Below are 25,482 nucleotides of genomic sequence, written 5' to 3' on the forward strand. Positions count from 1 at the left end.
GCCCAGCGTCGCCAAGTCGCGCGCACGCGCGGCGCCCGTACTCACTCGTTGAGGTTGACCGCGGCCAGTTTCCACGTGAATAGGCCCTCGCGCATGAAGATCGCGGAGTAACGCGCGTCGCCGGCTCCGTGCTGGTACGTGACGGCGAACTCGTTGAGGCCGCGATAGCCAGCCGTGGTTTGTGGCGGCTGTGGCGGCGCGGCGTTGCGGCTCGCATTGCTGCCGACTGCGGGGCTTCCGCTGTTGTCTGCGCTTTGATCCGTAGAGTGAGACGCGCCGGGCGTTGCAGATGCAGGGCCATTTGCGGCGGCCGGGTTCTGCGCAGCAGGCGGCGCGGGTGGCCGCTCGCCGGGTTCGCCGCGTGGCGGCATGCCGTTCAGCAACGCGGCCACGCCGTCAGGCGTCGCATACGCGTCGACCAGCGGACCAATCAATGCGACCCCGATCATCGCGCCAATCGCGGCCAACGGATTACCGCTTCCATGCGAGTCGAGCCGTCGCGTCAACAGACCCGTGACCTGCTGCTTCAGACTTTCGCGCAACGCGGGGAAATCGACGTACTGATTGACGGTCTGCGCGTCGCGCGCGTCTGCCGCGCGTTTCAGGTTGTTGAGTGCTATATACGGCGACGCATAGGCGAGGCCTAGGCCTGCAATCGCTGCAATAACGATGAGCGTGACGATCAGCGGGCGGGCGCCGCGCGTCGTGCGAGTTGAAGCTGCCATTGGCCGGATCTCTCCATCAGGTGTGGTCCAGAATGGACCGGCGTGGCGCTGAAACGATCCCGTCACGTGCGGCGGGCGATGCGATGAGCGCTTCGATAAGCGTCGCCGTGAGCGTTTCGACAAGCATGGCAATGGAGATCGCAGCGGACCTAACAGTAGACGTAGCAGCAGACATAGCAGCGAACGACATAGCAGCGAACATAACAGCGGCTCGACTCCACGACGTTGCCCGCAATGCTTTTCTCACCTGCTGACGCCTCAAGCCTCGAACACCGCGCCTTGAACGTTGGCTTCATCCGCAATGCAACGGTCGATCATTCTGCACACCGCGTCTACGGTGCCGACCATGATGAGCCGCGACGGCCCGTGATAAACCCGCACTGGCGCGCGGCGCGCCGGCTCTGCCATATTGAGCCCCGAATTGAGCGACACGCGCGCAAATGCAGGCAATGACGACGGCAGCGCAGCATGCACGCCGGAGCCGCTCGACGGCGCATCGAAGAGCGAGGCCGTGGTAGCTGAGGATGCTTCGATCAGTGAGCAAGGCACCAGCTTGCGCAGATGGCGCAGACGGCCGAACTGGCGAAACGGCAACAGGCGGGCAAGGCGTTCCATGGGGCTCTCCGGACGATACAACGTGAATACTGCGTTAGTCAGTGGCAGGCGAGGGCTGGCGTGCAGTAGCACGGCAGAACGGCAAAACGGCCAGCCCCGGCGCGCGATCAGAATTCGCCGGGGCGAATCAGCCCCACAGCGATGCCTTCCAGCGCGAAGTCCGCGCTGCCTGTCTCGACAAAGATGTTCTCGTAATCGGGGTTCTCGGCAATCAGCTCGATACCGTTGGGCCGGCGCTTCAAACGCTTTACCGTGACGTCGTCGCCGAGCCGGGCAATGATGATCTGGCCGTCTTTAGCCTCGCTTCGCTTTTGCACCGCGAGCAGGTCGCCGTCGAAAATGCCCGCGTCGCGCATGGAGAGCCCGCGCACCTTGAGCAGGTAGTCGGGCTTGCTCGAGAAGAGCGCCGGGTCGCACGCATAGTGCTGGGCAATATGCTCCTGCGCGAGGATCGGACTACCGGCAGCAACCCGGCCGACGAGCGGCAGCGACAACTGCATCAGGGCTGGATGCGGCAGCGTGAACTGGTGCTGCCCGCCGTCCTGGCCGAATTCCTGCGGCGGCACCAGCCTGATGCCGCGCGACGCGCCCGCCGCAAGCTCGATCACGCCCTTGCGGGCCAGCGCCCGCAAATGCTCTTCGGCCGAGTTGGCCGAACTGAAGCCGAGTTCGGCGGCAATTTCGGCGCGGGTGGGCGGAAAGCCGGTGCGTTCGATGGCCCGGCGGATCAGATCGAAAACCTGCTGCTGTCGTGCGGTGAGTTTGGTCATGGCGCCACTGTATGGATGAACAGGTGGCTGTATTTTTATACAGTATCCGGCGCAATTCAAGCTTTACTTTAAGTTTGTGCCGAGCCCCCACGCTCCAGCGTCGGCGTGCGGCGTTTTTGCAGCGGTTTTCGCGCCGCAACGCCTTATCCGGCTGTCATTACCACTTTTGCGTATTAAAAAATGAACAAACATTATTTTTAATGATGAAAGCCCTTCGCTAGACTGGCTTCCCAGTCGCGCTCATGTGCACGTGACCCGACCCAGAACAACATCACTCGCTTTGGCGAACCAATACGCGGAGAACCGGCATGAACCATCGCAACACGGGGCGGGCAAGCAGAACCCGGACACTCATTGCAACGCTTGCATTGGGCGCGGCAGCCGCGCTCGGCGCGATCACGCAGGCGCAGGCCGCCGACACGACGCTCCTGAATGTGTCCTACGACCCGACGCGCGAGCTCTACCAGGACGTGAACCAGGCCTTCGGCAAGGAGTGGAAGGCGCAGACCGGCGAGAGCGTGACCTTCAAGCAGTCGCATGGCGGCTCCGGCGCGCAGGCTCGCTCGGTGCTCGACGGCCTGCAGGCCGATGTCGTGACGCTCGCGCTCGCCTATGACATCGACGCCCTCGCGAACAAGGGCTTGATCGACAGGAACTGGCAGAAGCGCCTGCCGGACAACGCGTCGCCGTACACGTCGACCATCGTGTTCCTCGTGCGCAAGGGCAATCCCAAGCACATCAAGGATTGGGACGACCTCACCAGGCCGGGCGTGTCGATCGTCACGCCGAATCCAAAAACTTCGGGCGGCGCGCGCTGGAACTATCTCGCAGCGTGGGCGTATGCTGCGCATCAGCCGGGCGGCAACGACCAGAAGGCAAAGGAGTTCGTCGCGAAGCTCTACAAGAATGCCGGCGTGCTCGATTCGGGCGCGCGCGGCGCGACCACCAGCTTCGTGCAGCGCGGCATCGGCGACGTGCTGATCGCGTGGGAAAACGAGGCGTTCCTGTCGGTCAAGGAATTCGGCACGGAGAAGTTCGAGATCGTGGTGCCGTCAGTGAGCATCCTGGCCGAGCCGCCGGTCGCGGTGGTGGACAAGGTCGTCGACCGGCACGGCACGCGCAAGCTCGCCGAGGCTTACCTGAACTTCCTGTATAGCCAGCAGGGCCAGGAGATCGCCGCGAAGAACTTCTACCGCCCGCGCTCGAACAAGGTGCCGGCCGAGCTCACCGCGAAGTTTCCGAAGCTGAAGCTGTACACGGTCGACGACACGTTCGGCGGCTGGACCAATGCGCAGAAAACGCATTTCGCCGACGGCGGGGTGTTCGATTCGATCTACCAGCCGCAGTAACACCGCAGTAACCCTGCCGATGCCCGCGTCGCAGCCGGCGCGGGCGGGGCAACCCGACGCGCGCTTGCGCGTCGTTGCGTAGCGCGCCGCGGGCGCGCTTCTGGCCGATCGGGACCCGGCGGCCTGCAACACGAGCATCAACTGAAAGAGTAACGAGCATGACCACGTTGACCTTCCGCAAACCGAGCGCGTTGCCCGGTTTTGGCCTGACTCTCGGCATCACGGTGGCTTATCTGAGCCTCGTGGTGCTGATTCCGCTTGCGGCGACCTTTCTCAAGACGGCGACGCTCGACTGGAGTCAGTTCGTCCGCGCGGTCAGCTCGCCGCGCGTGCTCGCCTCCTACCGGCTGACTTTCTTTGCGGCGCTCGGCGGCGCGCTGATCAACGCGGTGTTCGGCTTTCTGGTCGCGTGGGTACTCGTGCGGTACAGGTTTCCGTTCAAGCGCATCGTCGACGCCGTGGTCGACCTGCCGTTCGCGCTGCCCACCTCGGTGGCCGGCATTTCGCTGGCGGCCGTCTATGCGGGCAATGGCTGGATCGGCCAGTTTCTCGAACCATTGGGGCTGAAGGTGGCCTTCACGCCGCTGGGCGTGCTGGTTGCGCTGACCTTCATCGGCTTGCCGTTCGTCGTGCGCACCGTGCAACCGGTGCTCGAGGAGTTCGAGCGCGAGCAGGAAGAGGCCGCGGCCTGCCTCGGCGCGTCGCGCTGGCTGACGTTTCGCCGCGTGGTGCTGCCGGCGGTATTTCCCGCACTGCTGACGGGCTTTGCGCTCGCGTTTGCGCGCGCTCTGGGCGAATACGGCTCGGTCATCTTCATTGCCGGCAATGTGCCGATGAAGTCGGAGATCACGTCGCTCCTCATCATCACCAAGCTCGAGCAGTACGACTACGCGGGTGCCACCGCGCTGGCAGTGGTGATGCTCGTCGTCTCGTTCCTGATGCTGCTCTTCATCAACACGTTGCAGTGGTATTTGCAGCGCCGCACGAGCCGCGGCAGCGCGGGTCCGGCGCCGGCCGCGGCGAGCGCGGCCGGCATCGCGAGCGTCGGCGGAGGTGCGCAATGAGCCGCCATTCCGTCGATAGCATCAAAACCGCCGCCAGCATGGACGCACCCGCTGCGGCCCCGCGCGCACCGCTGAACGTGGCGCGCCGGCCCGATCCCGTGACGGAGCCGCCCGCGGTGCGCTGGCTCCTGACCGGCATTGCCTTGCTGTTTCTCGCGCTCTTTCTGGTCGTGCCACTTGTCGCGGTGTTTTATCAGGCGCTCAGCAAGGGGCTCGGCTTCTATCTGGAATCGCTCGCGGACCCGGATGCGCTCGCCGCCATCAAGCTCACGGCAACCACCGCCGCGATCGCGGTGCCGCTTAATCTCGCGTTCGGTCTGGCGGCTTCGTGGTGCATCGCCAAATTCGAGTTTCGCGGCAAGGCCCTGCTGACCACGCTGATCGATCTGCCGTTTTCCGTTTCGCCGGTGATCTCGGGTCTCATCTACGTCTTGATGTTCGGCGCGCAAGGGTGGTTCGGCCCGTGGCTGCAGGCGCACAACGTGCAGATCATTTTCGCGGTGCCCGGCATCGTGCTCGCGACGATCTTCGTCACGTTCCCGTTCGTCGCGCGCGAGCTGATTCCGCTGATGCAGGCGCAAGGCAACGACGAAGAAGAAGCCGCGCATGTGCTCGGCGCGTCCGGCTGGCAGATTTTTCGCCGCGTCACGCTGCCCAATGTGAAATGGGGCCTGCTGTACGGCGTGATTCTGTGCAACGCGCGGGCGATGGGCGAATTCGGCGCGGTGTCGGTGGTGTCGGGCCACATTCGCGGGCAGACGGACACCATGCCGCTGCACGTCGAGATTCTTTATAACGAATACAACTTCTCGGCAGCGTTTGCGGTGGCCTCGGTGCTGGCGCTGCTCGCGCTCGTCACACTCGCGCTCAAGCTGCTCGCCGAGCGTCACCTGTCCGCGGAACTGTCGCACTCGGGCGACGTGCCCGCGCACGCGGGCCCGGCAGCGCTGCCGGCCACGGCACTGCCGCACAAGACATCGGTCTCGCAGCAACACCCGCTCAAGCAAGGAGAGCTGTAATGGGTATCACCGTACGTAACCTGGAGAAGCGCTTCGGCGATTTCGTCGCGCTGGATAATGTCTCGCTCGATTTTCCGCCGGGCGAACTGGTTGCGCTGCTCGGCCCCTCCGGATGCGGCAAGACCACCTTGCTGCGCGTGATCGCCGGTCTCGAATACGCGGACGGCGGCCAGGTCGTTCTGCAAGGCCAGGACGTGGCGACGGTCGGCGCGCGCGAACGCGAAGTAGGCTTCGTGTTCCAGCATTACGCGCTGTTCCGCCATATGACGGTGTTCGAGAACGTGGCCTTCGGTCTGCGCGTGAAGCCACGCAAGGAGCGCCCGTCGGAAGCGGTGATTCGCGAGAAGGTGCACGAGTTGCTCAAGCTCGTGCAATTGGACTGGCTCGCGCAACGTTATCCGTCAGAGTTGTCGGGCGGCCAGCGTCAGCGTATCGCACTGGCGCGCGCGCTCGCCGTCGAGCCCAAAGTGCTGCTGCTCGACGAACCGTTCGGCGCGCTGGATGCCAAGGTGCGCAAGGAATTGCGCAGCTGGCTGCGGCGCCTGCACGACGACCTGCATATCTCGACGATCTTCGTCACGCACGATCAGGAAGAGGCGCTCGAAGTGGCCGACCGCATCGTCGTGCTCAATCATGGACACGTGGAGCAGGTCGGCAGTCCGCAAGACGTATACGACCACCCGCAAACTTCGTTCGTGTACGAGTTTCTCGGCGCGGCGAACCGCCTGCACGGGAAGGTCGACGCGAGCGGCTTCGTGGTGGACGGCGCGGCTTTGCCGGTGGCGATTACCACCGACTTCAGCGGTCCGGCTTTCGCTTATGTGCGTCCGCACGACCTGCAGTTGTATCCGCAGTCGGCGGGGCACCGCGAGGGGATCGTCGTCGACGTGCGGCGCGTCGTGACGCTGGGCGGCTCGGTGCGGGTCGAACTCGCGGGCCGCGAGGGCAACCTGCTCGAAGCGGAACTCGACCGCGAAGCATGGCGCGAACTGCAGCTCGCGGTCGGCGACGGCGTGACCGCCGTGCCGCGCGCGCTGCGTGTGTTCCCGGCGCAGTGAACGTGCGCGGCCTGGTGCATGCCGATTCGATTCCGCGCGACGCACTCCCATCATTCAACTTTCGCTGAACCGGACACTTCAAGATGAATTTCCAGCAATTGCGCTTCGTGCGCGAGGCCGTGCGTCAGAACATGAACCTGACCGAAGTGGCGAACGTGCTGTACACGTCCCAGTCGGGTGTGTCCAAACAGATCAAGGATCTCGAGGACGAGCTCGGCGTCGACATCTTCATTCGGCGCGGCAAGCGGCTCACGGGTCTTACCGAACCGGGCAAGGCGGTGCATCAGCTGATCGAGCGGATGCTGCTCGACGCAGAGAACCTGCGCCGCGTCGCGCGCCAGTTCGCGGATCAGGACAGTGGCCACCTGGTCGTGGCGACGACGCACACCCAGGCGCGCTACGCGCTGCCAAAAGTGATCCGCCAGTTCACCGAGGTGTTCCCGAAGGTGCATCTCGCGCTGCGCCAGGGCAGCCCGCAGCAGATCGCGCAGATGATCATCAACGGCGAGGCGGATATCGGCATCTCGACCGAGGCGCTCGACCGTTTTCCGGACATCGTCACCTTTGCCTGCTATTCGTGGCATCACGTGGTGGTCGTGCCGAAGGATCATCCGCTCGTCGGCCGGCCGAATCTGACACTCGACGAAATCGCCGAATTCCCGATCGTCACGTATGACCAGGATTTCACGGGCCGCTCGCATATCGACCAGGCGTTCGCGAAAGCGGGCGCTCTGCCCGACGTGGTGCTGACCGCGATCGACGCCGACGTGATCAAGACCTACGTGGAGCTCGGCATGGGGATCGGCGTGGTCGCGGCAATGGCCTACGATCCGAAGCGCGACACCGAACTCGTGGCGCTCGACACGCAGCATCTGTTCGAAGCGAGCACGACGCGCGTCGGCTTGCGCAAGGGCGCGTTCCTGCGCGCGTACGCGTACCGTCTGATCGAGATGTTTGCGCCGCAATTGACCGAAGCCGAAATCGCCGCGCAGTTGCGCGAGGCGGTGTGAAGGCTTCGACCGGTTGAAGGAACGGTCGAAGCGGTGGTGGAAACGTCGAATGCGCCCGAAGGCGGCGCACGATCGCTTACAATCGCCGCCATGAACACACAGACTTCCTCTTTGTCCGAAGCCGCGGCGCCGTTGCCGCGCATCGCCGTGCTTGCCACCGGCGGCACCATTGCGGGCGCGGCTGCCGATGTGACCAACACTGCGGGCTATCAGGCCGGCGTGGTCGGCGTCGAGCAATTGCTCTCGGTCGTGCCGGCCTTGTCCACGGTGGCACGCATTGCGCCTGAACAGGTTGCGGGCATCGACAGCAAGGACATGTCCACGGCGCTGTGGACCACGCTTGCTCAGCGAATCAACACGCTGCTTGCCGCCGACGACATCGACGGCGTGGTGATCACGCACGGCACCGACACGCTCGAGGAAACCGCGTATCTGCTGCATCTGACGGTCAAGTCGGACAAGCCGGTGGTGCTCACGGCCGCGATGCGCCCGGCGTCGGCGCTCTCGGCGGACGGCCCGCTCAATCTGCTGAACGCGGTGACCGTCGCCGCGCATGCGGCTGCGCGCGGGCAAGGCGTGCTGGTCGCGTTCAACAACAAGATTCATAGCGCGCGCGACGTGGTGAAGACGAGCACGTATGCGGTGGACGCGTTCCACTCGCCGGAAATCGGCGCGCTCGGCTGGGTGCAGGACGGGCGGGTCGATTTCCAGCGCAGCTTGGTGCGTCCTCACACGCGGGCAACCGAGTTCGTGATCGGTGCGAACTGGCCGCACGTGGAGATTGTGTCGAGCTATGCCGGCGTGTCGCGCATTACCGTGGATGCGCTCGTGACAGCGGGTGTGCGCGGCATCGTCGTGGCCGGTACGGGCAACGGTTCGATTCACGCGTCGCTCGCGCAGGCATTGGCCGATGCCGCGTCGCAAGGCGTCGCCGTGGTGCGCTCTTCGCGCGTGGGCTCGGGACATGTGATGCGCAATGGCGCGGCCGCTGACGACGCGCTCGGCTTCGTCAGCGCGGGCTCGTTGAACCCCTACAAGGCGCGCGTGCTGCTGATGCTTGCGCTGGCCGCGGGCGGCACGGGTCCGGTCGCGTTGCAAAAGGCCTTCGATACCTATTGACGCTGCCTTACTGAAGCGACGATGAGTTGAAGTAAAAAACGCGGCGCCCGGGCGGCTAACCCGGGCGCCGCGTTTTTATGTCCCGCTGCGCGTGCAGATGCAGCAGCCGCGCGCGATTCTCTTATTGCAGCGCCGGAATCACCAGCACCTGGCCCGGATAGATCTTGTCCGGGCTCTTGAGCATCGGCGTGTTGGCCTGGAAGATTGCGTCGTTCTTCGCGCCGCTACCGTAGTACTTCTCGGCGATTTTCCACAGATTGTCGCCCGCGACAACCGTATGGAACTGCGTGGGCGCCGCGGCGGGCGCGGTGACGCTCAACTGGTCGTCGACCTTGTCGACGTTCTGCACATTGCCGGCCGCGACCAGGATTTTGTCCTTGGTCGGCTGGTCAGCCGCCTCGCCGGAAACGGTCACCGTATGGCTGACGCCGTCGTACGTGACCTGCAGGTTGGTTGCGTCCAGACCCTGGCTGCGGATGTAAGTGGCGATCGCGTCGCCTGCGGTCCGGTTCAGTGCCGCAAGGTCGGGCGTCGCCGCGGCGGCCTCGGCCTGGGCGGGCGTGGACGCCGCGCTGAACAGTTTTTCGCCGGCTTCCTTGATGAAGCTGAGAATACCCATGGATCACACTCCTCGTGTTGGTACGCCAGCATGCTGTGCGTACGGATTAAGCAGTCGTTGCCACGCGTACGCGGGCAACGGACTCACGAGTGTAGGAGAAAAGCGGACAGCGAAGTGTCAAGAAAGGTGGGGAAGAGCGCGCTAAGTTGCAAGCAAATGCAAGCGAGCGTGCAAAGCGGCAGTACATGATGGCGCCGGCTGCAAGCGAGCATGCGACGCACCACGCGATGACGAATCCGACAGCCGGACACCCGACGACGTCTGACCGACCAAGGCTTCCCCGGCGCCGCCGGGTGCCGCTGCGGACCCCACTTTGCCGCTCTCAGCCCAGAGCGGCTCGATTTGCCCGTTCCGCCGCGATGCCGCGCGACGAACCGGGCGCCCCACATGCGATTGCCGTGACGTGAGTGAAACGACGTCGGCGGCAACCGGTGTTACCGACTGCGCAATCTGCGTTTGTCTTTGCTCGCGACCGCTTCTGCAGTGAAGCCATGCGAGCACGCTCGCGTGCTTCGAACTGCCAATCCGCCGGCCGCGCAGCAGCGCTGCGCCATCAAGCTGCTTTTGCTTCGCTGTCCGGCGCCTGCGCGACTTCGTAGTTCGCCATGATCTCGAGCGCGCGAACCATCGCCGAGTGATCCCACGCCTTGCCGCCGTTCGCGGCGCACACGCTGAACAACTGCTGTGCGCTTGCGGTATGCGGCAGCGCGATGCCGAGCTTGCGCGCGCCGTCGAGCGCGAGGTTCAGATCCTTCTGATGCAGCTCGATGCGAAAGCCCGGATTGAATGTGCGCCTCGTCATCCGCTCGCCATGTACCTCGAGAATGCGCGACGACGCGAAGCCGCCCATCAATGCCTTGCGCACGCGTTCGGGATCCGCGCCCGAACGCGATGCGAACAGCAGCGCTTCGGCCACGGCCTCGATATTCAGCGCGACGATGATCTGATTCGCGACTTTGCAGGTTTGTCCCGCGCCGTTCTCGCCGATCAGCGAGATGTTCTTGCCCATCAGTTCGAACAGCGGCCTCGCTTGCGCGAAGGCTTTTTCAGGGCCGCCGACCATGATCGTGAGTGTCGCCTCGCGCGCGCCGACTTCGCCGCCGGAAACCGGCGCGTCGAGGTAGTCGACGCCGAGTGCATTGATCCTTTTTGCGAACGCCTGCGTGTCGAGCGGCGAGATCGAGCTCATGTCGATCACGAGCTTGCCTGCGGTGAGACCGGCCGCGACGCCGTCGTCGGCGAACAGAACGTTGGCCACGTCAGGCGTGTCCGGCACCATGATGATGACGATATCGGCGGCTTGCGCGACGGCAGTGGAATTGGCCACTACGTTCGTGCTCTTGCCAAGGTCGTCGGGCACCGGGTAGGCGCCGTTCACGAACAGCGTATGACCGCCCTTGAGAAGGTTGCGCGCCATGTGCGCACCCATGATGCCGAGCCCGATGAAACCGATCTTTGCCATATGTGTGAATCTCCCGTGTTGTTGGCTGTCCCGTCGAGGGACTGTGTTCGTGGGCGCACTGCGCCCGATTGGAGCGATGCCGTGCGCGGTGCCTTGCCTGTTCGAAGTCGCTTATGGAAGCTCGCTCATGCAAAGTGCCCATGCAAAGTGCTCATGCAACGTCGCTCATGCAACCGCACTCAGGCCGCCGCGTGCGCCGCGCCGCGCGTTTGCCCCGCCACGCTTTGCACCCATACGAGGCCGGCCGTGGTGGTGGTGCGGGGCTTGTACTCGCAGCCGACCCAGCCCTCGTAGCCGATCGAGTCGAGCAGTTCGAACAGGAACGGGTAATTGATTTCGCCCGTGCCGGGTTCGTGGCGGCCGGGGTTGTCGGCAAGCTGGATATGCGCGATCTGAGGCAGATTCTTTTTGATGGTCGCGGCGAGTTCGCCTTCCATCCGTTGCATGTGATAGATGTCGTATTGCAGGAACAGGTTGTCCGAACCCACCGCGCGGATCACGTCGAGACCCTCGTTCGAGCGGTTCAGCGCGAAGCCCGGAATGTCATACGCGTTGCAGGGCTCGACCAGCAGCCGGATGCCGGCCTTCTTCAATTCGGCGGCCGCAAAACGCAGGTTATCGACAATGGTCGCGCGCGCCTTGTCGCCGTCCACGCCTGCTGTCGGAATGCCGACGAGGCAGTTCAACTGCGGCACCTTCAGCGCGCTTGCATATTCGATTGCACGGCCCACGCCTTCCTGAAACTCGGTCACGCGATCGGGCAGGCATGCAATGCCGCGTTCGCCGGCTTCCCAATTGCCCGCGGGCAGGTTGTGCAAGACCAGCTTGAGACGGTTCTGCTGAAGACGCTCGCTCAGTTCGGCGATCCTGTACGGATAGGGAAACAGGAATTCGACGGCGTGAAAGCCCGCGTCCGCAGCCGCCGCGAAGCGGTCGAGGAACGGCACTTCGTTGAACAGCATCGTGAGATTCGCTGCAAATTTCGGCATGTTGAATGTTCTCGTTGATCGGTCAGTGGATGAGGGCGCGAGGAGAGTGCGCCCGCGCACCTCGTGATCTCAATCGGCGATGCTGATCGCGGTGGGCGCGTCCTCGCGTGTCACGGCAAGCTCTTCGAACTCGTTGATCGCGTCGATCTCGGTGCCCATCGAAATATTGGTCACGCGCTCCAGAATCACCTCGACGATCACGGGGACGTTGAACTCGGAGAGCATCGACTGCGCTTTTTGCAGTGCCGGCTTCAGTTCCTCCGGCTTGAACACGCGGATCGCCTTGCAACCCAGACCTTCGGCCACCGCGACGTGATCCACGCCGTAGCCGTTCGTTTCCGGCGAATTGATGTTCTCGAAGCCGAGCTGCACGCAGAAGTCCATGTCGAACGCGCGCTGTGCCTGGCGGATCAGGCCGAGATACGAGTTGTTCACGACCACATGCACATAGGGCAGCTTGAATTGCGCACCGGCCGCGAGTTCTTCGATCATGAACTGGAAGTCGTAGTCGCCCGACAGCGCGACGATGGGGCGTTGCGGATCGGCCGCACGCACGCCGAGCGCAGCCGGAATCGTCCAGCCGAGCGGGCCCGCCTGGCCGCAGTTGATCCAGTTGCGCGCCTTGTAGACATGCAGGAATTGCGCGCCCGCAATCTGCGAAAGACCGATCGTGCTCACGTAGCAGGTGTCGCGGCCGAACACCTGGTTCATCTCTTCATAGACGCGCTGCGGCTTCATCGGCACATTGTCGAAGTGCGTCTTGCGATGCATGGTCTGCTTGCGCTGCTGGCAATCGGCGACCCATGCGCTGCGGTCCTTCAGCTTGCCGGCGGCTTTCCATTCGCTCGCCACTTCGACGAACAGTTCGAGCGCGGCTCTTGCGTCCGACACGATGCCAAGATCCGGGCCGAACACACGTCCAATCTGCGTCGGCTCGATATCCACGTGCACGAATTTGCGGCCTTTCGTGTAGACGTCGATGCTGCCCGTGTGACGGTTCGCCCAGCGGTTGCCGATGCCGAGCACGAAATCGGCGGCGAGCATCGTTGCGTTGCCGTAGCGGTGCGAGGTTTGCAGACCGACCATGCCGGCCATCAGCGGGTGGTCGTCGGCAATCGCGCCCCACGACATCAGCGTCGGAATCACCGGCACGCCGACGGTTTCTGCGAACGTCACGAGCAGGTCCTCGGCGGCTGCGTTGAGCACGCCGCCGCCCGAGACGATCAGCGGCCTGTCCGACTCGTTGAGCAACGTGAGAGCCGCTTCGATCTGCTTGCGCGTGGCCTTCGGCTTGTAGACCGGCAGCGGTTCGTAGGTGTCGATGTCGAATTCGATTTCGGCGACCTGCACGTCGATCGGCAGATCGACCAGCACCGGACCGGGGCGGCCCGAGCGCATCAGGTGAAATGCCTGCTGGAATACGCGCGGCACGAGGGCCGGTTCGCGCACCGTCACCGCCCATTTGGTGACGGGCTTCGCGATCGACTCGATATCGACGGCCTGAAAGTCTTCCTTGTACAGACGCGCGCGCGGCGCTTGCCCTGTGATAGCCAGAATGGGAATGGAGTCGGCCTGAGCGGAGTAGAGACCCGTGATCATGTCCGTGCCCGCGGGCCCCGACGTGCCGATACATACGCCGATGTTGCCCGGTTGCGCACGGGTATAGCCTTCGGCCATGTGCGATGCGCCTTCGACGTGGCGCGCGAGCACGTGGCTGATGTTGCCCGCGCGGCGCATGGCCGAGTAGAACGGATTGATCGCGGCGCCCGGCACGCCGAAGGCGGTGTCGATACCTTCTTTTTCGAGCACCAGCACGGCGGCGTCGACGGCTCTCATCTTGGCCATGAATGTCTCCTCTGTATCCTGAAATTGGCGAATAAGGCTGTTGGAGGCACTTTAGGCTGGACCTAAAGGTTTGATAAGATCAGTACACGTCGCTTATTTCGAAACAAAAAGTATGGAATGCCGCAGCGAGCGACAGCGCCGGCAGCGGCAGGAGGGAGACAGGCATGGACCGCTTCAAGCAGATCGAAACCTTTGTGCGTGTCGCGGACGCCGGCAGCCTCGCGGCTGCGGCGCTGGAGGAGGGCGTGTCGCCGGTGATACTCGGGCGGCGCATCGACGCGCTCGAAAAGCGCCTCGGCGTCAAGCTCATGTACCGCTCGACGCGGCGGCTCGTCGTCAGCGAGGACGGCGCCGCGTTCCTCGAGCGCTGCCGCGGTTTGCTGACCGAATGGGACCAGGCGGAAAACGAACTGAGCGCGGGGCGCCGCGCGGTGAACGGCCACCTGATCGTGTCGGCGCCCGCTGCGTTTGGCCGCAAGCACGTCGCGCCGCTCGCGCCCGCTTTTCTCGCGGACAAACCGGAACTGCAGGTGTCGTTCAACCTGACCGACCGGGTGGTAGATCTGGTGCGCGAGGGTTACGATCTGTCGATCCGCATTGGCGGCGCGGTCGATCCAAACTTCGTCGCAGTGAAGCTGGCCGCGAACCGGCGGGTGGTCTGCGGCACCCCCGAGTATTTCCGCCGGCACGGCAAGCCGAAAACGCTCGAAGACCTGCCGCGCCACAACTGTCTCGCGTTCAATCTGCAAGGCGGCCAGAATCGCGGCTGGTACTTCCGCCGCAACGGCAAGCTCGTCACGGTGCGGGTGGGCGGCAGCCTCGACTGCAACGACGGCGAGCTGCTGCACCGCTGGGTGTCCGAAGGGCTCGGCCTTGGCTGGCGCTCCACGTGGGAAATCCAGCAGCAGCTTGCGCGCGGCGAACTCGAAACCGTGCTCGACGAGTTCGCGCTGCCCGACTACGACATTCTCGCGGTCTACCCGCAGCAGCGCTACGTGCCGGCCAAGGTGCGCTATTTCATCGATTATCTGAAACAGATTTACGCGAGCGACGACTACTGGAATCAGCCGGCGTATTAGCGCGTGGGTTCGGCGGGCGGGTCGGCTGTTCGCGGCCTGCGGAAGGCTGGGCGGCGTTGCGGCCGGCATCGAGAGGCGGCTGGCTCGCCGCCTGCGCTCCTCGCCGCTCGCTAAATGGTTGAAAATACGCCTGAATCTTCTGCCGGTGTGGGGCTATGGCTTGCAACCGGGGCCCAATCAGGCTACAATCTTCGGCTTCTCACTTGCCGCACCGGTTCGACGCCCGGGTGGCTTCTATCCAAAAGTCAGCACAAGGAGTGTGTATGCGTCATTATGAAATCGTCTTTATCGTGCATCCCGATCAGAGCGAGCAGGTGCCCGCCATGATCGAGCGTTACAAGAGCACGATCACCTCGCACGGTGGCCAGATCCACCGCATCGAAGACTGGGGCCGTCGCCAACTGGCCTACATGATCGAGAAACTCGCGAAGGCTCACTACGTCTGCATGAACATCGAGTGCGACCAGACCACGCTCGACGAGCTGGAACACGCGTTCAAGTTCAACGACGCCGTTCTGCGTCACCTTATCGTCAAGATGAAGAAGGCCGAAACCGGCCCGTCGCCGATGATGAAGGAAGTGCAGCGCGAAGAAGCCAAGAAGTCGGCTGCTACGCAACCGTCCGAAGCGCAGGCTTAAGACACACTATTTAAGCTACTAGAGCAAAGCGCGCCGCTTTTCGCCAACAGGTATAGAAAGGCTACATGAACCGGCTGCAGCTAACGGCCAGCGTCGTCGAACGCGAACCGGTGCGGTACACACCCGCCGGCGTTCCGATTGCAGGCTGCACGTTGCAGCACCGCACGGAAGTTGTCGAGGCCGGCATTGCCCGGCAAGTCGAACTGACCATGCAGGCGGTAGCCGCAGGCGAGGCGAGCGGTAAGCTGGAAAGCTGTCCGATGGGCGTCGAAACGCTCTTCACAGGCTTCCTGGCGAAAAAGCACCGCAACGCAAGAACTCTGGTATTTCACATCACAGCATTGCAGGACATTGGAAAGGACTGAACATGCCCCGCCCGACTGGTAAGAAATTCGACAAGCGTCGTCAGCAACAAAATCCGCTCTTCAAGCGCAAGAAGTTCTGCCGTTTCACGGCCGCTGGCGTCGAGTACATCGACTACAAGGACATCGAAACGCTGAAGGACTTCATCGGCGAAAACGGCAAGATCACGCCGGCGCGTCTCACGGGTACGAAGTCGCACTATCAACGCCAGCTGGACACGGCAATCAAGCGCGCGCGTTTCCTCGCGCTCGTGCCGTACACCGACCAGCACAAGGCTTAACTCGACGACGCGATAAGGAGCATCCGAATGCAAATCATTCTTCTGGAAAAAGTCGTCAATCTGGGCAACCTGGGCGATATCGTGAAGGTCAAGGACGGTTACGCACGTAACTTCCTGATCCCGAACAAGCAGGCTCGCCGTGCAACGAAGGAAGCGCTGGCCGAATTCGAAGTGCGCCGCGCCGAACTCGAAAAAATCGCCGCTGAAAAGCTGGCTGCGGCTCAGGCTCAAGGCGAAAAGCTGGCAGGCTCGACGGTTCAGATCGGCCAGAAGGCCGGCGTGGACGGCCGTCTGTTCGGCTCGGTGACGAACGCCGACATCGCCGAAGCGCTGGGCAAGCAAGGCTTCGCCGTGGAAAAGGCGCAAGTGCGTCTGCCGGAAGGCCCGCTGAAGATCGTGGGCGACCACCCGGTGCAGGTTTCGCTGCACACCGACGTGCTTGTCGACGTGACGGTGTCGGTGCTGGGCGAGCACGTCTAAGCTACCGCATCCACGCTGAGCGTATCAGATAGTATTGGCCAGGTTGTTGCTGGCTAGAGGCAGGGGCCGGGCAACCGGCCCCTGCTTTTTTGTGCGCGCCGATTCTGAATTTGCTGCTGGCCGCGCGCGCCACATTTCACGATAATTGCTCTCCATGAACGCACCGTCCAAAGATCCCCAACTCGAGTCGCTGAAAGTCCCGCCGCATTCGATCGAGGCCGAGCAATCGGTGCTGGGCGGCTTGCTGCTGGATAACGCCGCGTGGGACCGGATCGCCGATTTCCTCTCGCAGAGCGATTTCTACCGCTACGATCACCGCATCATCTTCGAGCACATTGGCAAGTTGATTGCTGCCACGCGTCCGGCCGACGTCATCACTGTGTACGAAGCGCTCGGCACTTCGGGCAAGGCGGAAGAGGTCGGCGGCCTCGCCTATCTGAATGCGCTCGCGCAGAACACGCCGAGTGCGGCAAATATCCGGCGCTATGCCGAAATCGTGCGCGACCGCGCGGTGCTGCGCCGGCTCGTTTCGGTGGCCGATGAAATTTCCGCGGACGCCTTCAACCCGCAAGGCAAGGAAGTCCGGCAACTGCTGGACGAAGCGGAGTCGAAGGTTTTCTCGATTGCGGAAGACGGTGCGCGCGGCACTCAGGGCTTCCTCGAAATCGGGCCGCTGCTGACCGAAGTGGTGGAGCGGATCGACACGCTTTATCACACGGCCAATCCGAGCGACGTGACGGGCACGCCGACAGGCTTTGTCGACCTCGATCGCATGACCTCGGGCATGCACGGCGGGGAACTGATCATCGTGGCCGGACGCCCGTCGATGGGTAAGACCGCATTCTCGATGAATATCGGCGAATACGTCGCGGTCGAGTACGGCTTGCCGGTTGCGGTGTTTTCGATGGAAATGCCGGGCTCCCAGCTCACCATGCGTATGCTGGGCTCGGTCGGGCGTCTGGATCAGCACCGCATGCGAACCGGCCGTCTGACAGACGAAGATTGGCCGAAGCTCACGCACGCGGTGCAGAAAATGAGCGAGGCGCAGATTTTCATCGACGAAACCGGCGGTCTGAACCCGATGGAACTGCGCTCGCGCGCGCGGCGGCTCTCGCGCCAGTGCGGCAAGCTCGGGCTCATTATCATCGACTATCTGCAACTGATGAGCGGCTCGTCGGCGGGCGAAAACCGGGCGACCGAAATTTCGGAAATCTCGCGCTCGCTCAAGGGTCTCGCGAAAGAACTGGACGTGCCCGTCATCGCGTTGTCGCAGCTGAACCGCGGTCTCGAGCAACGTCCCAACAAGCGGCCGATCATGTCGGATCTGCGTGAATCGGGCGCTATCGAGCAGGACGCCGACGTGATCCTGTTCATCTATCGCGACGAAGTGTATAACCCGGACAGCCCGGACAAAGGCACCGCCGAAATTATCATTGGCAAGCAACGGAATGGTCCGATTGGCCCTGTTCGGCTCACGTTCCACGGTCAATACACGAAGTTCGATAACTTTGCGGGCGCGCAAAATTTCTACGGCGAGTAGGGGCGCTTCGCGACGAGGGTGCATCCGAACCATCAGCAAAAGCTGCAGCGACGCAATGGCGCTGTTGTAACCGTGCTGTGCAAAGTGCTACATCGATCCCGCAACGGTACAATATGGCGGTTTTATGTCAGCCATTATGTGACCAATTTTCGGGATCCCAATGTTCGGTCGATTCATGCCCACCGAGGGCAAGTTTTTTGATATTTTCAACGCGCACGCACAGTGCATCGTCTCGGCGAGCCGCGAACTGGAGCTGCTGATCGACAATCTGCAAGACGCAGAGACCCACAAGCAAAACGTGCAGAAAGCCGAAAAGGCCGCGGACAAGCTCACCCACGAAACTATCGACCTGCTGCACAAGACCTTCATCACGCCGCTCGACCGCGACGAGATCCACAAGCTGATCACCACGATGGACGACATCCTCGACTTGATGGAGGACGTCGCCACCGCCATTTCCCTTTACGACGTGCAGTCGGTCACGTCCGAGGCGAGCCAGCTCGCGCACATCTGCACAGCGACTTCCGAGCGCGTGCAGTTTGCTGTCAGCCTGCTCTCGGACATGAAGCAGGCAAGCCAGATCCTGAAGGCATGCGAAGAAATCGACCGCCTCGAATCGGAAGCAGACCGGGTGCTGCGCGCGGCCATGTCAAAGCTCTTTCGCGAAGAAGACAACGTCAAGACCCTGATCAAGCTCAAGGCGATTTACGAACTGCTCGAAACGATCACAGACAAGTGTGAAGACGTAGCGAACATCATCGAAGGCATCGTGCTGGAAAACGCATAATGCAATCGATACAACTCGCTATCTGGGTGGTCGCTGCCCTGGTCGCCGTCGCGCTCATTTTCGACTTCATGAACGGCTTCCACGACGCGGCCAATTCGATTGCCACCGTGGTGTCGACCGGCGTGCTGAAACCGCAGCAGGCAGTGGCGTTCGCGGCCGCGTTCAACGTCATCGCGTATTTCGTGTTTCACCTCAAGGTGGCCGCCACGGTCGGCAAGGGCACGATCGACCCGAACATTGTCGATCACTACGTGATTTTCGGCGCGCTGGTCGGCGCGATCGGCTGGAACGTGATTACGTGGCATTACGGCATTCCGTCCAGTTCGTCGCATGCACTTATCGGCGGGCTCGTCGGCTCCGCGCTTGCCAAGTCCGGCTGGGGCTCGCTGAATTTCGACGGCCTCATGAAGACCGTCACGTTCATTTTCGTCTCGCCGCTGCTCGGTTTCGTGCTCGGATCGTTTTTCATGCTGGCCGTCTCGTGGATCTACTTCCGCACGCCGCCAAGCAAGGTCGACCGGCGCTTCCGGCGTCTGCAACTGGTGTCCGCCGGCCTCTACAGTCTGGGCCACGGCGGCAACGACGCGCAAAAAACCATCGGTATCATCTGGATGTTGCTGATCGCCACGGGCTATGCGTCGTCGATCGCGGAAGCGCCGCCGCTGTGGGTAATCGGTGGCTGCTATCTGTCGATGGGTGTAGGAACCTTGTTCGGCGGCTGGCGAATCGTCCGTACCATGGGCCAGAAAATTACCAAGCTGAAGCCGGTTGGCGGTTTTTGCGCGGAGTCGGGCGGGGCGATCACGCTTTTCACCGCCTCGTGGCTCGGCATTCCGGTGTCTACCACGCATACGATCACCGGCGCGATTGTCGGCGTCGGCGCGACGCAGAAGTTGAGCGCCGTTCGCTGGGGAGTGGCCGGCAACATCGTGTGGGCATGGATTCTGACGATTCCCGCCTCCGCAGCGCTTGCTGCTGCCGCCTGGTGGCTGGGTCACCGCTTCCTGTAAGCTTCTTCACGTTCTGCGCAAGCGGCGCCTGCTGGCCGGACAGGAAACTGTCCGTGCCAGCAGGCGGCAAGCTGCATCGTGTGGCCCAGCGAGTCCGGACAAGGCTCTCACGAGGCCCGCAAAATGCGTAAAAGGCCCACAAGGCTCTCACAAGGCCTCGAAGGCGCTCACAGCCCTGAGAAGGCCCTCGCAAAGCCAGAAGAAACCCTTCCAACCTAAATCAACGGCGTACTCCCGCCATCCATCGGGACGATCGCGCCCGTCACATAGCTCGCGCGGCGGCTCGCCAGGAATAGCGCGACATCTGCAATTTCCTCTGGTTTCGCGTAGCGCCCGAGCGGCACCTTGGCCTGGCCGCGGGCGAGCGCCTCGGCGGTTTCCACACCTTGCTGCGCGGCCTCCAGTTTCGCGGCTTCTTCGACGCGCTCGGTCAGCGTCGCGCCGGGGTTGATCGCGTTGATCCGAATGCCGAAACGCGCATAGTAGTGAGCAAGGCCGACCGTGGCCAGCATCAGCGCGGCATTTGCGGCGCCGCCTGCAATATGAATATCGCTCGCCACTTTGCCGCCCATACCGATAATGTTCACGACCGTGCCCGGATCGGCGCCGTCGCCGGCCTTCGCGCGCTCTGCCATTCGGCGCAGCACTTCCTGCTGCGGATAGATGTAAGGGAAATACTTGGCTTCCATCGTCGCGCGGAACGCGTCGGCATCGAGCTCTTCCGGGTCGTAGCGCCGCGCCGCGCCGGCGCTGTTGACGAGCACGTCAATCGGACCGAGCGCCGTGCTGACTTCTTCGACGATGTCGGCCGCGCTGTGCGGCTCGTGCAGGTCGGCGCGTGTGCGATGCACGTGTAAGCCTTCCGCCTTCAGCTGTTCGTACGCACGCGCCAGATTGGCCGGGTCGCGCGAGACGATTGCAACTTTCGCGCCTTCCAGTGCGAAAGCCCGCGCGCATGCAAAGCCGATACCCTTGCTGCCGCCTGTAATCAACACTACTTTTTCTTTCAGCCCGAGATCCATTGTCGCCACCCGCTTCAGAAGAATACCGGTGACGATAGCAGATCGGCGACGCGCGCGTGTTGAACGAACCCGCGTTGCCGCGCGGTGTTCGTCGCAGGTCAATCGGAAAAATCCGATTGGCCGGGAGCGTTGCGCCAAGGCCTCAGCGCCGGTTGGGGCCACCATCTCATTTGTGACAATGTGAGCGTTTTCGCTGTCAGATTTGTCAGTATGACGAATTATTTTGGCAGTGCGGTCGACCGATGTTTCTCTGTCGACAAAACCCATTCTGAAGGAGCCGCAAATTGAGTCTGGATTGCTCATCGGCGTCGGTCATCGTTGCGGGTGACGTGATGCTGGACCGATACTGGTTTGGAGACAGCACGCGCATTTCGCCCGAGGCGCCGGTACCGGTGGTTCACGTTCAGCGCACTGGCGACGTGGCGGGCGGCGCAGCCAACGTGGCCATCAACGCGGTGAACCTGGGCGCACAGGTCACGCTGCTGTCGGTGGTCGGCGACGATCCGGACGGGCGCGCGTTGCAGGCGTTGCTGGAATCGCGCAACGTTCATTGCGCGTTTTTGCGCGACGCGGCGCTGCAAACCACCGTCAAGCTGCGCGTCATTTCGCGCAACCAGCAGATTGTGCGCGCCGATTTTGAGCAGCGTCCGAACCACGAGTTGCTGTTTCCGCTCGTCGCTCAATTCCGTGAGAAGTTGAAAGCCTGCAAGACCGTCGTGTTCTCGGATTACGGCAAGGGCGGGCTCGCTCATCTACGCCTGATGATGTCCGACGCGAGATCCGCCGGCGCGACCATCCTGATCGATCCGAAAGGACCGGACTACTCGATCTACCGTGGCGCGAGCGTCGTGACGCCGAATCGCGACGAATTCGCGCAGGCAGCAGGCAAGTGGACCAGCGAGGCCGACTTCGAGCGGCGCGCGTTCGGCCTGCGCGAGGAGTTCGAGTTGGCCGCCTTGCTTGTCACGCGCTCGGAGGAGGGCATGAGCCTATTTGTCGAGAATCGCCACATCCGCATCCCGGCGCAGGCGCGCGAAGTCTACGACGTGTCCGGCGCCGGCGACACGGTTATCGCCACGATGGCCGCCGCGATGGCAGCGGGCCACGACGTCGAAAGCGCCGCGCGGCTCGCCAACGTGGCAGCCGGTATCGTAGTCGGCAAAGTCGGCACCGCGCCCATTACGCTCGACGAACTCACGCAGCGCGTCTGAACGGTGCTGTCGCGTCAGCGATCCGGCAGTTGCTGTCGTTAGAAGTTGCCGTTGGCGAACCGGGCAATCGGGTCGTCGCTGGTTTGAGACGGGGCAGGTGCGCTGCGCGAGGCAGTCGAGGCTCGCATGATCGGCACGGCGCCGTCGTCTGTCCGCGGCTGATCCGCTTGCTGAGTGAGCGGGGCCTGTTGGGTCTGCACGCTTTGCTGCGCGAGACGTGCCTGGCGAGCGGCGACGGAAGCGGGCGGCGGGGGCTCGAACGCATCGGCGGCTGCGTCGATCGCATCGCGTGCGCCGGCGTCTGCTCGCTGGGGTGCCGGGCGCGCTGCCGCGGCGGCTTGCAGAGGCGCGGCAGCGCTACTGTCGTACGCAGTCGCTACCGGAGGAGCCACCGGCGTCGGCGAAACCGCGCCCGCTGCGCGCGCCTGAAGTTGCGCCGCGCTCATGCCTGGCGGTGGCGGTTCGAACGGATCCACTTGCGGCGCCCGGGTTGCGGGCAGGGCGGCCACGGCGGGATCCGCAGTTGCCGTCGACGGTGCGCGCGGCTCAGCCGCCGCGGCGGCTCGAGCGCTGTCTTGCGAAGGCGAGAGACCAGCGGTATAGCCCGCAACCGACCTGCTGACACTCGACGGCGCATTCGCCGCGCTGGCTCGAGCACCGCCGTACGCACTTGCCGCTGCCAGTCCCGCTGCCCGCTCCGGCTGCGGCGCGGCCGCCTGATAGCTGGGCGCGTCGAACGGCGCAGGCTTCGCGGCCGGTCCCGCCACGCGGCGGATGCCGTCGAAGCGCTTTGCCCAATACGGGTTGGTCAAGTAATCGAGCCGCACCGTGCCGCCCGTGGAGGGCGCGTTGACAAAGCGCAGTTTGCCCACGTAGATGCCCACGTGCGAATGCGGGCGCCCGGTGGTGTTGAAAAAGATCAGGTCGCCGGGCGCGATTTCGTCAGGTTCCACCGATTCGCCGCGGCCGCTCATATCCGCGGTCGTGCGCGGCAGGTTCACCGAGGCGGCGCGCGCCACCACATAGCGAACGAGGCCGCTGCAATCAAAGCCGCTGTCCGGCGTGTTGCCGCCCCAACGGTACGGTACGCCGACAAGGCTCATCGCCTGAATGGAAATTTCCTCGCGGCCGATGCTGTGATCCACGAAGTTGGGAAAACCCGGCGGCGGCGCCCGATACGCGCCGTTTGCCACGACAACGGAGCTTCCCGAGCTGCGCGAGGTCTTCTGCGGCGCGCCGGCACATGCGGCGAGCAGCAGAACGGTCAGCAGCGAGAAGGCGAGTCGGCGCATGAAGGGCAGAGGGCGGTAAACGCTCGTTTAAAGGCGGACGATTTCCGGATGGTAGCCGGTGAAACGTAAAAGCGGCAAGAACTCTTGACAAATTACTTGAAGTCCCTGCGCTAAGTGTTGCTCGCGAAAGACGCAGCGGGCAGAAAAAAGCCGCGCCCCGAAAGCTCGGGGCGCGGCTCGCTGTTGCGCTGCCCATTACAGGCAGGCGCTTGATTTTAAAGAATTTCCGAAGCGTAGTCCGCAAGGCGCGAACGTTCGCCGCGCGCCAGCGTTACATGACCGCTGTGCGCCCAACCTTTGAAGCGGTCTACCACGTAAGTCAAACCCGAACTGCCCTCTGTCAGATACGGCGTATCGATCTGCGCGATGTTGCCGAGGCAGATGATCTTCGTGCCCGGGCCCGCACGCGTGACGAGCGTTTTCATCTGCTTGGGCGTGAGGTTTTGCGCCTCGTCGATGATCAGATACTTGTCCACGAACGTACGGCCGCGCATGAAGTTCATGCTCTTGATCTTCAGGCGCGAGCGAATCAGTTCCTGCGTTGCGGCGCGGCCCCATTCGCCGGCAGCGTCATCGGTTTTCTGCAGCACTTCGAGGTTGTCGTCGAATGCACCCATCCACGGCTGCATCTTTTCCTCTTCGGTACCAGGCAGGAAGCCGATGTCCTCGCCCACCGGCACCGTCGCGCGCGTGACGATGATCTCGTTGTAGCGCTTGTCGTCGAGCACCTGCGCGAGTCCGGCTGCGAGCGCGACCAGCGTTTTGCCCGTGCCCGCCTGGCCGAGCAGCGTCACGAAGTCGATCTCGGGGTTCATCAACAGATTCAGCGCGAAGTTCTGCTCGCGGTTGCGCGCGGTAATGCCCCACACGTTGTTCTTGTGGTGGCCGTAATCACGCAGCGTTTGCAGCAGCGCCGTCTTGCCGTTCAGTTCGCGCACCAGTGCATGAAACGCTGGCTCGCCGTTCTGCGGCTCGAGATAAACGAATTCGTTGACGAGCATCGACGGGCACAGCGGCCCGGTCACGCGGTAATACGTGGTGCCGGTCTTGGTGTCCTGCCAGCTCTCCATGCCCTTCGCGTGCCGCGTCCAGAAGTCTTGCGGCAGTGCGCGGATGCCCGAATACAGCAGGTCGCTGTCTTCCAGCACCTGGTCGTTGAAGTAGTCTTCGGCCGGCAAGCCGAGCGCATGTGCCTTGATGCGCATGTTGATGTCTTTCGACACCAGCACGACCTGGCGATCCGAACGGTCGCGCTGCAACGCGCGCACCACGCCGAGAATCTGATTGTCGGCTTTGCCTTGGGGCAGGCCTTCGACCGGTTCGATGGCCGTCAGCTTCGTCTGGAAGTACAGGCGCCCGGATGCCTCCCTGCTGCCCAGACGCGCAAGCGAGATGCCGTCCGAAATGTTGCCTGCGTTCGCGACCAGCGCGTCGAGCGTGCGGCTCACCTGGCGGGCGTTACGCGCGACTTCCGACATGCCCTTCTTGTGATTGTCGAGCTCTTCCAACGTCATCATGGGTAGATAGACGTCGTGTTCCTCGAAGCGGAACAGGCAGCTCGGGTCGTGCATCAGCACGTTCGTGTCGAGCACGAAAAGCTTCTGGATCTCGACCGGCTGCGCAGCCGTGCCGCGTTTCTTGCTGGTGCCGCGCGTGGTAGGCGCTGCGGCGGCCGTGCTGGCCACGGGCTCTTTCACGCCAGGCTTGCGCGCGACGACCGGCTGCGGCGCGGCTGCGGGGACGGGCTGCAGCAGCGCCGCAGTTTGCCTCGTCTTGCGGCCGGAGCCCGACGCGCCGCGCGCGTGAGCGGCCTCGCCTGTGGCAGTAGGCGCTGTAGCGGAAGCCGACGACGCCGGCACGGGTCGCAAGGTGGTCGCGGCATTGGCGGCATGCGCCATAGGCGTGGCGACGTTCGCGCGACCGTAGTTGGCCGGTTCGGCGGACTCTCCCTCGGGCTGTTTCTTCGCTGCTGAGCGCGCGGGGGTGGCGGCCTTGGCCTTGTATTCGTCAGGTGGCAGGAGATTGCCGAGCTTGCTCGGGGGGGTAGGCAAAGGCATGGTTTCCCTCGGAATAATCGGGTCACATATCGTGCGCCGCCTGTCGCATTCTGCCGGTGCCGATGTCGCGCACGCAGTT

Annotated in this window: 25 protein-coding genes; 15 read left to right on the top strand and 10 right to left on the bottom strand. The window is 63.4% G+C overall.

What is annotated here, in order from left to right; all coding sequences use genetic code 11:
• Window positions 1-41: 41 nt before the first annotated feature.
• The 3 genes from F757_RS0109010 to lexA all read right to left on the bottom strand — a co-directional run bounded on the left by F757_RS0109010 (window position 42) and on the right by lexA (window position 2,110).
• On the bottom strand, window positions 42-725 hold the full coding sequence (locus tag F757_RS0109010) for a DUF2939 domain-containing protein (RefSeq protein WP_027211111.1): 684 nt from the start codon (window positions 723-725) through the stop codon (window positions 42-44).
• 258 nt (window positions 726-983) lie between these two features.
• Complete coding sequence (locus F757_RS0109020) at window positions 984-1,340, bottom strand: hypothetical protein (protein WP_027211113.1); 357 nt, start codon at window positions 1,338-1,340, stop codon at window positions 984-986.
• Window positions 1,341-1,447: 107 nt separating this feature from the next.
• The gene (lexA, locus tag F757_RS0109025) at window positions 1,448-2,110 is read right to left on the bottom strand and encodes a transcriptional repressor LexA (protein WP_027211114.1); all 663 of its coding nucleotides are present in this window, start codon (window positions 2,108-2,110) and stop codon (window positions 1,448-1,450) included.
• 308 nt (window positions 2,111-2,418) lie between these two features.
• Here lexA and F757_RS0109030 point away from each other — a divergent pair, with 308 nt between their 5' ends.
• The 6 genes from F757_RS0109030 (at window position 2,419) to F757_RS0109055 (ending at window position 8,729) form a co-directional block, all read left to right on the top strand.
• Window positions 2,419-3,459, top strand: coding sequence for a sulfate ABC transporter substrate-binding protein (locus F757_RS0109030; RefSeq protein WP_027211115.1), 1,041 nt, complete (start codon window positions 2,419-2,421; stop codon window positions 3,457-3,459).
• A 158-nt stretch (window positions 3,460-3,617) separates the two neighbouring features.
• Window positions 3,618-4,523 carry a sulfate ABC transporter permease subunit CysT gene (gene cysT, locus F757_RS0109035; protein WP_027211116.1) on the top strand — a complete coding sequence of 302 codons (906 nt, stop codon included), beginning with the start codon at window positions 3,618-3,620 and terminating at the stop codon, window positions 4,521-4,523.
• Window positions 4,520-5,542, top strand: coding sequence for a sulfate ABC transporter permease subunit CysW (gene cysW / locus F757_RS0109040; RefSeq protein WP_027211117.1), 1,023 nt, complete (start codon window positions 4,520-4,522; stop codon window positions 5,540-5,542). The genes cysT and cysW overlap by 4 nt, the downstream gene beginning before the upstream one ends.
• Entirely contained in the window at window positions 5,542-6,600 is a 1,059-nt protein-coding gene (locus F757_RS0109045; protein ID WP_027211118.1) for a sulfate/molybdate ABC transporter ATP-binding protein, read from the top strand. The genes cysW and F757_RS0109045 overlap by 1 nt, the downstream gene beginning before the upstream one ends.
• Before the next feature lie 83 nt (window positions 6,601-6,683).
• Window positions 6,684-7,610, top strand: a complete 927-nt coding sequence (locus F757_RS0109050; protein ID WP_013339077.1) for a CysB family HTH-type transcriptional regulator — start codon at window positions 6,684-6,686, stop codon at window positions 7,608-7,610.
• Window positions 7,611-7,700: 90 nt separating this feature from the next.
• The gene (locus tag F757_RS0109055) at window positions 7,701-8,729 is read left to right on the top strand and encodes an asparaginase (protein ID WP_027211119.1); all 1,029 of its coding nucleotides are present in this window, start codon (window positions 7,701-7,703) and stop codon (window positions 8,727-8,729) included.
• Window positions 8,730-8,850: 121 nt separating this feature from the next.
• Here F757_RS0109055 and lysM read toward each other — a convergent pair whose 3' ends face one another.
• The 4 genes from lysM to gcl all read right to left on the bottom strand — a co-directional run bounded on the left by lysM (window position 8,851) and on the right by gcl (window position 13,644).
• Window positions 8,851-9,348 (bottom strand): peptidoglycan-binding protein LysM, encoded by a 498-nt coding sequence (lysM, locus tag F757_RS0109060; protein ID WP_027211120.1) that lies wholly within the window; start codon window positions 9,346-9,348, stop codon window positions 8,851-8,853.
• Between the two features lie 553 nt (window positions 9,349-9,901).
• On the bottom strand, window positions 9,902-10,810 hold the full coding sequence (locus F757_RS0109065; protein WP_027211121.1) for a 2-hydroxy-3-oxopropionate reductase: 909 nt from the start codon (window positions 10,808-10,810) through the stop codon (window positions 9,902-9,904).
• 179 nt (window positions 10,811-10,989) lie between these two features.
• Complete coding sequence (gene hyi, locus F757_RS0109070; RefSeq protein WP_027211122.1) at window positions 10,990-11,799, bottom strand: hydroxypyruvate isomerase; 810 nt, start codon at window positions 11,797-11,799, stop codon at window positions 10,990-10,992.
• 69 nt (window positions 11,800-11,868) lie between these two features.
• Window positions 11,869-13,644 carry a glyoxylate carboligase gene (gcl, locus tag F757_RS0109075; protein WP_027211123.1) on the bottom strand — a complete coding sequence of 592 codons (1,776 nt, stop codon included), beginning with the start codon at window positions 13,642-13,644 and terminating at the stop codon, window positions 11,869-11,871.
• Window positions 13,645-13,808: 164 nt separating this feature from the next.
• Here gcl and F757_RS0109080 point away from each other — a divergent pair, with 164 nt between their 5' ends.
• The 8 genes from F757_RS0109080 (at window position 13,809) to F757_RS0109115 (ending at window position 19,821) form a co-directional block, all read left to right on the top strand.
• A complete protein-coding gene (locus F757_RS0109080) occupies window positions 13,809-14,723 on the top strand; it encodes a LysR family transcriptional regulator (protein ID WP_027211124.1) in 915 nt (304 codons plus the stop codon).
• 263 nt (window positions 14,724-14,986) lie between these two features.
• A complete protein-coding gene (rpsF, locus tag F757_RS0109085; RefSeq protein ID WP_006048823.1) occupies window positions 14,987-15,361 on the top strand; it encodes a 30S ribosomal protein S6 in 375 nt (124 codons plus the stop codon).
• A 65-nt stretch (window positions 15,362-15,426) separates the two neighbouring features.
• On the top strand, window positions 15,427-15,726 hold the full coding sequence (gene priB / locus F757_RS0109090; RefSeq protein ID WP_006048824.1) for a primosomal replication protein N: 300 nt from the start codon (window positions 15,427-15,429) through the stop codon (window positions 15,724-15,726).
• A 2-nt stretch (window positions 15,727-15,728) separates the two neighbouring features.
• On the top strand, window positions 15,729-16,004 hold the full coding sequence (gene rpsR, locus F757_RS0109095; protein WP_006048825.1) for a 30S ribosomal protein S18: 276 nt from the start codon (window positions 15,729-15,731) through the stop codon (window positions 16,002-16,004).
• A 27-nt stretch (window positions 16,005-16,031) separates the two neighbouring features.
• Window positions 16,032-16,484, top strand: coding sequence for a 50S ribosomal protein L9 (gene rplI, locus F757_RS0109100; RefSeq protein WP_027211125.1), 453 nt, complete (start codon window positions 16,032-16,034; stop codon window positions 16,482-16,484).
• A gap of 154 nt (window positions 16,485-16,638) precedes the next feature.
• Window positions 16,639-18,024 (top strand): replicative DNA helicase, encoded by a 1,386-nt coding sequence (locus F757_RS0109105; protein WP_013339086.1) that lies wholly within the window; start codon window positions 16,639-16,641, stop codon window positions 18,022-18,024.
• Between the two features lie 160 nt (window positions 18,025-18,184).
• Window positions 18,185-18,811 (top strand): DUF47 domain-containing protein, encoded by a 627-nt coding sequence (locus tag F757_RS0109110; RefSeq protein WP_027211126.1) that lies wholly within the window; start codon window positions 18,185-18,187, stop codon window positions 18,809-18,811.
• Window positions 18,811-19,821 (top strand): inorganic phosphate transporter, encoded by a 1,011-nt coding sequence (locus tag F757_RS0109115; protein ID WP_027211127.1) that lies wholly within the window; start codon window positions 18,811-18,813, stop codon window positions 19,819-19,821. Before F757_RS0109110 ends, F757_RS0109115 begins: the two co-directional genes overlap by 1 nt.
• Before the next feature lie 215 nt (window positions 19,822-20,036).
• Here the strand turns inward: F757_RS0109115 and F757_RS0109120 are convergent, their stop codons facing one another.
• Entirely contained in the window at window positions 20,037-20,843 is an 807-nt protein-coding gene (locus F757_RS0109120) for an SDR family oxidoreductase (RefSeq protein WP_027211128.1), read from the bottom strand.
• Between the two features lie 284 nt (window positions 20,844-21,127).
• Between F757_RS0109120 and rfaE1 the strand changes: the two genes are divergently transcribed.
• Window positions 21,128-22,054 carry a D-glycero-beta-D-manno-heptose-7-phosphate kinase gene (gene rfaE1, locus F757_RS33245; RefSeq protein ID WP_084530793.1) on the top strand — a complete coding sequence of 309 codons (927 nt, stop codon included), beginning with the start codon at window positions 21,128-21,130 and terminating at the stop codon, window positions 22,052-22,054.
• Window positions 22,055-22,092: 38 nt separating this feature from the next.
• On the opposite strand, the gene F757_RS0109130 is transcribed toward rfaE1, so the two are convergent.
• Complete coding sequence (locus tag F757_RS0109130; protein ID WP_027211129.1) at window positions 22,093-23,346, bottom strand: NlpC/P60 family protein; 1,254 nt, start codon at window positions 23,344-23,346, stop codon at window positions 22,093-22,095.
• 215 nt (window positions 23,347-23,561) lie between these two features.
• Window positions 23,562-25,403, bottom strand: coding sequence for a PhoH family protein (locus F757_RS0109135; RefSeq protein ID WP_027211130.1), 1,842 nt, complete (start codon window positions 25,401-25,403; stop codon window positions 23,562-23,564).
• Window positions 25,404-25,482: the final 79 nt, after the last annotated feature.

This window comes from Burkholderia sp. WSM2232, assembly GCF_000472545.1.
In the GTDB taxonomy this organism is placed as follows: domain Bacteria; phylum Pseudomonadota; class Gammaproteobacteria; order Burkholderiales; family Burkholderiaceae; genus Paraburkholderia.